Annotated in this window: 6 protein-coding genes and 4 pseudogenes; 6 read left to right on the top strand and 4 right to left on the bottom strand. The window is 66.7% G+C overall.

Features of this window, described 5'->3' with window-relative positions; all coding sequences use genetic code 11:
- Positions 1-346: 346 nt before the first annotated feature.
- The gene (locus ACZ7GZ_RS41205; protein ID WP_471032735.1) at positions 347-1,603 is read right to left on the bottom strand and encodes an IS256 family transposase; all 1,257 of its coding nucleotides are present in this window, start codon (positions 1,601-1,603) and stop codon (positions 347-349) included.
- A gap of 99 nt (positions 1,604-1,702) precedes the next feature.
- Between ACZ7GZ_RS41205 and ACZ7GZ_RS41200 the strand changes: the two are divergent.
- Positions 1,703-1,851, top strand: a pseudogene (locus ACZ7GZ_RS41200) (IS6 family transposase); the annotation flags it as partial.
- Positions 1,852-1,869: 18 nt separating this feature from the next.
- On the opposite strand, the pseudogene ACZ7GZ_RS41195 reads toward ACZ7GZ_RS41200, so the two are convergent.
- From ACZ7GZ_RS41195 to ACZ7GZ_RS41185, 3 genes and pseudogenes are all read right to left on the bottom strand, one after another.
- Positions 1,870-2,424, bottom strand: a pseudogene (locus ACZ7GZ_RS41195) (transposase); the annotation flags it as partial.
- Between the two features lie 113 nt (positions 2,425-2,537).
- On the bottom strand, positions 2,538-4,007 hold the full coding sequence (gene ltrA, locus ACZ7GZ_RS41190) for a group II intron reverse transcriptase/maturase (protein WP_471032732.1): 1,470 nt from the start codon (positions 4,005-4,007) through the stop codon (positions 2,538-2,540).
- A gap of 595 nt (positions 4,008-4,602) precedes the next feature.
- Positions 4,603-5,112, bottom strand: a pseudogene (locus ACZ7GZ_RS41185) (winged helix-turn-helix domain-containing protein); the annotation flags it as partial.
- A gap of 666 nt (positions 5,113-5,778) precedes the next feature.
- Between ACZ7GZ_RS41185 and ACZ7GZ_RS41180 the strand changes: the two are divergent.
- The 5 genes and pseudogenes from ACZ7GZ_RS41180 (at position 5,779) to ACZ7GZ_RS41160 (ending at position 8,933) form a co-directional block, all read left to right on the top strand.
- Positions 5,779-6,546: an SDR family NAD(P)-dependent oxidoreductase gene (locus ACZ7GZ_RS41180; RefSeq protein WP_471032729.1), complete on the top strand. Its 768-nt coding sequence runs from the start codon at positions 5,779-5,781 to the stop codon at positions 6,544-6,546.
- A gap of 266 nt (positions 6,547-6,812) precedes the next feature.
- Positions 6,813-7,668, top strand: a pseudogene (locus ACZ7GZ_RS41175) (transposase); the annotation flags it as partial.
- A 274-nt stretch (positions 7,669-7,942) separates the two neighbouring features.
- Positions 7,943-8,308, top strand: a complete 366-nt coding sequence (locus ACZ7GZ_RS41170) for a transposase (protein WP_471032726.1) — start codon at positions 7,943-7,945, stop codon at positions 8,306-8,308.
- Between the two features lie 54 nt (positions 8,309-8,362).
- Positions 8,363-8,590, top strand: a complete 228-nt coding sequence (locus ACZ7GZ_RS41165) for a transposase family protein (protein ID WP_471032724.1) — start codon at positions 8,363-8,365, stop codon at positions 8,588-8,590.
- 103 nt (positions 8,591-8,693) lie between these two features.
- Positions 8,694-8,933, top strand: a complete 240-nt coding sequence (locus ACZ7GZ_RS41160; protein ID WP_471032722.1) for a hypothetical protein — start codon at positions 8,694-8,696, stop codon at positions 8,931-8,933.
- Positions 8,934-9,010 lie beyond the last annotated feature (77 nt).

Below are 9,010 nucleotides of genomic sequence, written 5' to 3'. Positions count from 1 at the left end.
CCGCGACCGCTTTCATTGCGGCCCACTCTGTGTCGTACTCCGGACGTACCTCGGCGACCATGCGGACCGCTCGTTTACGCAGCTCAACGGGGTAGAGGGAAGGACGTGCCATGACTCGATCCTCTCAAATGATCGAGTCTCTATCGAACCCGGAACGGTTCACACAGCTCATTTGAACAGCCTGTAAGTAGGGTCGGGGACTGGCGCGGTGAAGCTTCCCCTTGATCGCGTTGCATCTGGAGACTGGGACGTGTGGGTCCAGAGAAAGCAGTGCCCGGTGGGGAGTAAGACCGTGTCCTATGTGGTGAGGGTCTGTCAAACGGACGGTGTAACCAGGGTGGTTGGGTTATTGACGGGCTGCTGAGAGTCGGCTGTCGAAGGTGATGTCGAAGGCGTTCAGGGCGGTCTTCCAGCGCATGGTCCAGCGGGCCTGTCCCTTGCCGGTGGGATCGAGCGACATGATGGCCATGTAGACGCACTTCAGGGCGGCCTGCTCGTTGGGGAAGTGTCCGCGGGCCTTGACCGCTCGCTGGATCCGCGCGTTGACCGGCTCAATCGCGTTGGTGGTGCAGACGATCCGGCGGATCTCCGTGTCGGACCGCAGGAACGGGGTGAACTCCTCCCACGCGTTCTCCCACAGCGTCACGATCGCCGGATACTTTCTGCCCCAGGCGTCGGCGAACTCCGCGAACCGGTCCAGGGCGGCCTCCTCGGTCGGCGCGGTGTAAACGGGCTTGAGGAGCCTGGCGATCTTGTCCCAGTCCTGGCGGGCGGCATAGCGGAAAGAGTTCCGCAGCAGGTGGACCACGCAGGTCTGCACGATGGTGCGAGGCCAGACCGTCTCCACCGCCTCGGGCAGGCCTTTGAGGCCGTCGCAGACCAGCATCAGTACGTCGTTGACGCCGCGGTTCTTGATCTCGGTGAGGGTGTGCAGCCAGTGCTTGGCACCCTCGCCGCCGTCACCGGCCCACAGGCCCAGAATCTCCCGCCGGCCCTCGACGGCCACGGCCAGGGCGAGGTAGATAGGCCGGTTGGCGACCGCGCCGTCACGGACCTTCACGTGGATGGCGTCAATGAAGACCACCGGATAGACGTAGTCCAGAGGTCGGCTCTGCCATTCGGCCATGCCCTCGAGGACTTTGTCGGTGATGGTGGAGATGGTCTGCCGGGAGACGTCGGCGCCATAGACCTCTGCAAGATGGGCCTGGACCTCACCGGTGGTCAGGCCCTTCGCGGCCAGCGAGATCACGGCCAGCGAGATCACCATCTCGTCGACGCCGGTCAGGCGCTTCTGCCACTTCTTGACGATCTTCGGCTCGAACGAGCCGTCCCGGTCACGGGGCACGGCTATCTCCACCGGCCCGACCTCGGTCAGGACGGTCTTGGAGCGTTTGCCGTTGCGGGAGTTGTCACCGTCCTTGCCGGCCGGATCGTGCTTGTCATAGCCGAGGTGGTTGGTGATCTCGCCCTCCAGGGCGGACTCCAGCAGCCGCTTCGTCACCTGCTGGAGAAGTCCGCCCTCACCGGTCAGCTGCAGGCCCTCGGCCTGGGCTCGGCTCACCAGCTCGTTGATCAGCTGGTCGTCCACCGCCTTCGCCGGCACAGCCGCTGCCGACTCGACAGCCTCTCGGCCACGTTCTCACTGGTCATCGATGCATCTTCCATGATCGGGAGTTACACCGAACGGTTTACAGTCCCGAAGGCCGCGCAGCGGTTCATGGCCAAGCTCATGAAGAAGCAGTGGCGGTGCCCAGGGTACTGGTCACCGACAAACTCAAGAGCTACGGCGCCGCCCACCGCACCCCGATGCGGTCGGTGGAGCACCGCTCCCCCAAGGGGCTGAGGCCCCGACGTCACCTACTGAGGTTTTCACAGTGGGGTCGGTGGGTTGATCGTCAGACCTGTGGCGGTGAGGCAGCCGTCGATCAGGTGGGGCCGGAGTTGGATTCTGCGTAACTCGCGGCGGAGTGTGCGGTCGAGGTCGTCGGGTGTGTGGAAGGCGGTGTTGGCCATCGCTCGGCGCACGAGTGACCAGACGGCCTCGACGGGGTTCAAGTCGGGTGCATACGGCGGGAGCCGGACGGTGGTGAGCCAGTCGTGCTCGGCCTCGTACCGCTTCAGCCCGGCGGCCAGGTGGGTGTTGAGACTGTCCCAGACCATCACAATCGGACCACCGAGCTGGGTGTGTGCGCGGACCAGGAGATCGCGGTAGTCCTTCCAGGTAAAGGTGCTGCGGGCGCCCTTGAGGAGAAGACGGGTGCGGGGACGGTGGACGAGACGGCTCGTTTCGCCGGGTTTGTAGCAGCACAGGGCCGCGACCGAGGTCCGGCGGCGGGAGCGGCCCCTCACCCGGATGACAGGGGTGTGTCCACGCCGGCCCCAGGTGCGGGCACGGGGCGGCGTCATGGAGAATCCGGCTTCGTCGCTGAGTAGGCCCGGGGCGCGGTGCCGGGATTGCTCCCGGTCCGTTTCCCCGGACCTCTCGCCGAACCCGCCGTGCCTATTACTAGGCAACGGGCTCTCCACGGTCTCTGCCGTCAGGTGGGTGCAGGGGCCCAGGGGGTGGGGATCTTGTTGCCGCGGTAGCGATACCGGATGACCGGGATCGCGCTGATTTTCCGCAATTCGATCCCGTCCGCGCTGATCGGCAGCCACCGCCCGGTGGCAGTGGTGAGCCGTCTGCGGACGTCCGACCAGCTCCAGTGATGCCGTGTCCTCAGGAGCCGGATGACCCGCCACCAGACGAGGTCGTCTAGCCTGCTGAAGATGTGCTTTGCGACGGCATGCCTGAAGTATTTGGCCCAGCCATGAATGATCCGATTGAGATTGATCAACACCACAGCAAGGTCCTGCTGCGACGTTCTGTGGGTGAGGTGACGGATCTTCGCCTTCACCGACCGAAGAGGCCGGTCGGCGATGAAGGTGTAGACGTACCACTTGTTCGTTCCGCGCTTGCGGCGCCACTGGATGTGAAACCCCAGGAAGTCGAACCCCTCGCTCAGGTGGACCACTTGGGTCTTGGCCGGTGACAGCCGCAACCCAATCGGCGCGAGGACCTGGGCGATCTCCTCGTGCAGTGCCTCGGTGTCCTGCCTGGTCCCGTCGACCAGGACGACGAAGTCGTCCGCGTAGCGAACCAGCCGCCACGACGGCAGACCAATAGCCCGGCGTCGGTCACGCCGGTAGTCGGTGGACAGCTCTCCGCCTGGCTCCCATACCCGGTGCAGGTGCTCGTCGAGCACCGACAGGGCGATGTTGGCCAGCAACGGAGAGAGGATGCCCCCTTGCGGAGTACCGGTGAGTGTTTTCTGATGCTCGCCGAGCTCCGTCAGAAGCCCGGCCTTCAAGAACGCCTTCACCAGCGCCAGGACCTTCTTGTCCTTGATCCTTGCCCGGACCCGGTCCATCAGCGCGGCGTGGTCGATCTCGTCGAAACACGCCGCGATGTCCGCGTCCAGCACCCAGCGGTAGCCGTGGGTGCCATAGAAATGGATCTCGGCAATCGCGTCCTGGGCCCGCCGTTTGGGCCGGAATCCGTAGGAGACCGGCTTGAAGTCGGCCTCGAAGATCGGTTCCAGCACCAGCTTCAGCGCGGCCTGAACGACCCGGTCGGCGATCACGGGAATCCCCAGTCGCCGCACCTTTCCCGACCCGCCCGGCTTGGGAATCTTGCGTTCCCGCACCGGCAGCGGCCGGAACGTGCCCTGTTTGAGTTGGGCACGAAGGTCATTCACGAATCCGGGGACGCCGATCCTTTCCTCAACGTCGCCTGCACTCAGGCCGTCGATGCCGGGAGTGTTGGCGACCCGGTTGCCGGCGACCCGGTCGAACGCCACCATCAGCGTCGCCGGGTCGTGCACGAAGTTGAACAGATCGTCGAACCGGCGGCCGGGATCGGCCACCGCCCAACGGTGAAGCTTGGCCTGCATCTCCGATACCCGCTGACGCGGCCCCACCGGGGCCGCCTCCGGCAAAGCGCCGCTATTCAGCGGTGCGTCTTTCGGCATTGCAGCGTCCTTCCCTTACCGATACCGCTGCCGCCCTTCCCCATGCTCCGGGCTTTCAACGGCTCGGAGTACTACGGCGGCTCCGCCCCACCCCGCCCGTTCAGCGGTCGATGCACCTATCCCCGCCGCCCACTGGCAGTCCGCTGCCGGGGAGTTGAGACCGGATGGTTCCCGTGTTCACTGTGTTTCGTTCGTCGAAGTAGGAGCCCGACTGTGTCCCTGTGGCATCGCCACGAGTACGCCGTAGTCCTTCCTCGTGGCCTTCTGGACGGCTTCGAAATACCGGCCAGGAAGTTCCCCGCCGCCAACGGCGACGGGTGCGCACCGCTTCCGGCCCAGATCCGCCAGGTTCGAGCCGGTGGCATCGTTAAGAAACGTAAAGACGCCGGTTCCTCGCGTACTCCTCTCCGTCCCGCTCGCCGAACCTGCACCACCTGGCAGTACTGGCACGTCCCGGCTTTGTCAGGGCCGCTCCCGCCCTCCCCGGCATAACCCGGATCAGGCTGCCCTCAGCTCCCTCCCTGCTACGACAGGTCAGCGGCGAAGGTGTCTCACCTCCACACGAAACACAGCGCCTCACGGCGCAACTCGAAGACGTTCCAGGCACCGGACACCGCCGCGAGCCTTTTACCCGCGGCCACACCTCCTTCTTCCACAACTCCACTGCCTGCTCATCGCGTTCGAGAGCACGGCGGGCGGGTGCCTGCCAGGACCAACCGTGCCGCTTCAGCAACCGCCACACCGTCGCCACCGACAGGCTCACCCGCAGCCGCCGACGGATCACCGTCTGGGCCCGGGCCAAGGTCCAGCGCTGATCGTCGAACCCGTGGGCTGCCGGCCCCTTGCCGAGTTCCTCCTCGAGTACCGCGAACTGGGCATCGGTGACAGTCGGGGAGTTCGCCGGACCCGTGGAGCACAAGGCCTCCATGCCACCCTCGCGCCAGACCCGCCGCCAGCGCTCCACCGACCGCACACTCACCCGCAGATCCTTCGCGATCACCGCGGTCTTCTCACCCGCCGCGAACCGCTCGCCGGCCTGAAGCCGGATCCCCTCACGAAACGCCCGCCGCTCAGCGGTCAGGCCCCCACCCTCCGGACACCTCACCCCACCGGCATACCGCAGGGATCATGAACCGCCACCACCCGACAACGACCCGAAAACCTCAGTACCTGGCCCCCACGGCAGCACAGCGAGGTTGCGTGCGAACGTGTGCCGCGGCTGGTAGCGACGCAGTGGGCCATATGGCCGTCGGTGATGCCGGCGGCCACCAGGCGCTTCTCGATCGAGGGGGGAACCCCCGAGATCCCGGGATTCCCCAGGCCCAAGATGCGGTACCCGTCCTGGGCCGGGGGCCTCGACCGCCTGCTCAAAGCACACGCATGACGACGCGGAATCTTCGACCAGGCCAGTCGGGTGCACCAGAAAGGTCCTGCGACCTGCGGTTTTCGCCCGTCAGCCGAGTCCCACTGCGCCCAGGCACCAGGCTAAGGCATCCAGGCGTTCAACGCGTTCACGTGCTCGCGAACTCGCGCTCTTCCGTTCGCGCTGCTTAATTAACAGAGTTATCAACTGTGGCGACAGTCCCTGGCCAAACGCGGTGGCGAAACCGAGGGAATAACGCTGAGGGACTCCATCCGGTTCTGGTCCTGCCGTCCAGCCAGCCCGTAGACGGCGATTTGGGCGTCGTCGCGCACCGTCCAGGCTCACCGCCGCCTCAAGGGGCCTGGCCCACGGCCTCGCCGAACAACCGTAACCCTGAGAGGAATCTGCATGTCCGAAACCTCGTGCGCTCGGACCACGACGCGCCGCATCGTAATCAGCGGAGGCGGTACGGGCATTGGGCTCGCCGCAGCGCGGGCCTTCGCGGAGGAGGGGGACCGGGTGCTGTTGCTTGGCCGGCGTGCCGAGGTTCTGGAGAAGGCCGGGGTGCCCGGAGCGCTCACCTACGCAGCGGACCTCTCCGTGCCCGGAGAGGTGCGCGGTGTCGCCCGGTTCGTCGCTGAGGAGTTCGGCGCCGTCGACGTGCTCGTGCACAGTGCAGGGGGCGTCGGCAAACTGGAACCCCCGCCCAAGAGCGACGAACCCCTCGACCGGGTGGCACACAACTGGACCGTCAACTTCCGGGCGAATGTGCTGACCGCCGCGCTCCTCACCGAGGCACTGAAAGACCGGCTCACCGAGCCCGGCGGCCGGGTGCTCTTCGTCGGTTCCATCGTCCCCTACCGGGGAGCCGGCAGCATAGCCTATGCGGCGGCCAAGGCCGGGCTCCACCCCTATGCCCACGGCTTGGCCCGCGAGCTGGGATCGCGCGGCATCACGGTGAACGTAGTGGCTCCCGGATACATCGCGGACACCGATTTCCTCGGAGACACCCTGGACGAAGCGAGGCGACATCGGCTCATAGCCCACACCGTGACCGGCTGCGCCGGCGCGCCCAGGGACGTCGCAGCCACCCTGCGCTGGCTGGCCTCCCCCGGTGCCGGGCACATCACCTCACAGGTCATTCGGGTCAACGGAGGCGCCGAGCGCGGGCACTGATGGCGGGCAGGTCATCCCCGGCCAGTGGACGAGAAGTCGTAACCGAAGCGTCGTGTCGTCGGGGGCTGGGACAACTGGGGCGAGGACTGTGTCCACGGTGTTGGTCCGGGGCACCCAGCCTGCCCTAAGCTTGATCTTTAACGTCCGGTGTCGAATGGTGCGTCGAACTTGATCACTCGGTCCGGTATCCGCCGTACATGAAGGCGGCCTTCGTCTGAACATGTGCTCCGACCAAGGAACACATCTTCAGACCGAAGGCCGTGGGGATGAGTCTGCTGCATCGTGACACACGACGAGACACTTTGGCGCAACTGACATGCTTCCGGGGCGAGTTCTACGCCTGTCTCACCGCTCGTTTGGACGCGTTGTTCGAACTGGCTGATGCCGTTCTGTGCGGTGACGGGCCGGTGAGGTCGCTGCCCGAGCTGTCGCTGGTCGGCGAACACCGTCGCGAGCATGGCGGCCTCTACTCAGCCGTCGCCCGCGGCCGGGCCGATGCCGGCCGGCTGCGGCGGGTCCTGGCCTCGGTGTCACTGCCACGGGCCGTCGACGGCCGGCTGGTCCTGGCCGTCGACATCACCTGCTGGCTGCGCCCCGATGCCCATACCTCACCGCAACCGATCCTGTGTCACACCTATGGCCGGGGCAAGGACCAGCACATCCCGATTCCCGGCTGGCCATACTCGATCATCTGCGCACTCGAGCCGGGCCGCAGCTCTTGGACCGCTCCGCTGGACGCATTGCGCCTGCAGCCCGGAGACGACACCGCCACCGTCACCGCCCGGCAACTACGCGAACTGGTCGAGGCCCTGATCAGGGCAGGCCAATGGCAGGAAGGCGACCCGGAGATCCTCATCCTCGCGGACGCCGGCTACGACGCACCCCGTCTCGCATTCCTGCTGAGGGACCTGCCGGTGCAGGTGCTGGCCCGGATGCGCTCGGACCGCGTCTTGCGGCGGGCCGCCCCGGCACGGCAGCGAGTTCGTCTTCGGCCAGCCCGACACCTGGGGCACCCCGTACACCGAGACTGTCACCGCCACACGTCTATACGGCACCGCCAGAGCCCGCTCCTGGGACCGGCTGCACCCCAGGCTCACCCACCGCTCTTCCTGCACACTCGCCGTCCTCGCGATGCTGCGCTGGTGGGAGCGGGGCGGTTTCGGCGGTCGGAGGGGTGACCGCAGTGGCAATGGGTCCGGTTCCGGGTCTTGGCGCTGATCGTGGACCGGCTTGCAGAAGCCGTCATCGTCCAGGTCGTCACCCGCCCGGCGCCGCAACAGGACATCGACGCGCCCTCGACGACATCCATCAGCAGCTGACCCGCCAGGGCTTTCAACCCCTCGAGCACGTCGTCGACGGCGGCTATGTCACCCCCGACAGCATCCATCAAGCAGCCATGACCTGGGACATCCCCTTGCTCGGGCCGGTCAGCGAGGACCCACAAGTCGCCCAGCGGTCGGGCTTCACGAAGGAGGACTTCCACATCGACTGGGAGAACCGCACCCTCAACTGTCCGAATGGCATCACCAGCCCGCCCTGGAAAACCACCCTGGGCGACGGACATCCCCGACTGTCCGTCCTCTTCCCCCGCAAGGCATGCCGGGAATGCGAGGACCGTGCACCGGCAATGTCGATGGCAAAGGGCGCCACATTGTCGGCGTACGAGCTGATGTGGCCCTGGCAAGATTTCCGTGAAGCTGAGGTGCGCCACCGTGTGCCGGTGACGCTCCGTCACGGGTGGCGGCACTGTCAGCGAGTGTGACGACCTCGTACGGATCGTGTCTGCGCACCTGGCTGCGGTGCGGGTGGAGCGAGTGTGGGTGGCGGTGGCGTGGTCGGCATCGCGGGCCGTACCCGTGAGTTGACGGTGGCGTGTCCGGACTGCGGCCGTGGTTCTGCGTGGGTGCGCGGTCGCTATTGCCGCGCGCTGGCCGATGTCGCTGTCGGTGGGCGCCCGGTGGTGATCGGGCTGTCGGTGCGGCGGTTGTTCTGTGACAGCCCGGCTGCGGTCGGCGGACGTTTGCCGAGCAGGTCGAGGGGCTGACGGCGCGCTACCAGCGCCGCAGCCCGCTGCTGCAGCACCTGGTGGAGATGGCCGGGGTGCTACTCGCCGGCCGCGGCGGCGCCCGGCTCCTGCAGATCCTGAAGTGCCGCTGTCGCGGACCAGCGTGCTGTTGCGTCTGATGCGCCTGCCGCTTCCGCCGGCAGCGACCCCGCGGGTGCTGGGCGTGGACGACTTCGCGCTGTACGCGGACGTCTACGGAACCCTGCTGGTGGATGCCGACACCAGGTTGCCGGTCGAGTTGTGGGCCGGGCGGGACGCCGAGCAGCTGGCCGCCTGGCTGCGGAGGCACCCCGGTGTTGAGGTGGAGCCTTTTCAACGGTGAGCCTCCAGGGTGAGGATGGCGTTTGTGGTTGACGTGAGTGCGTTCGGGCTGAGTCTGGCCTTGCGGAGGATCCGCCA

The sequence above is a fragment of the Streptomyces sp. NPDC037288 genome (assembly GCF_055603265.1).
Note: the sequence above shows the minus strand (reverse complement) of the source record. Positions and strands in the feature narration are given on the sequence as shown.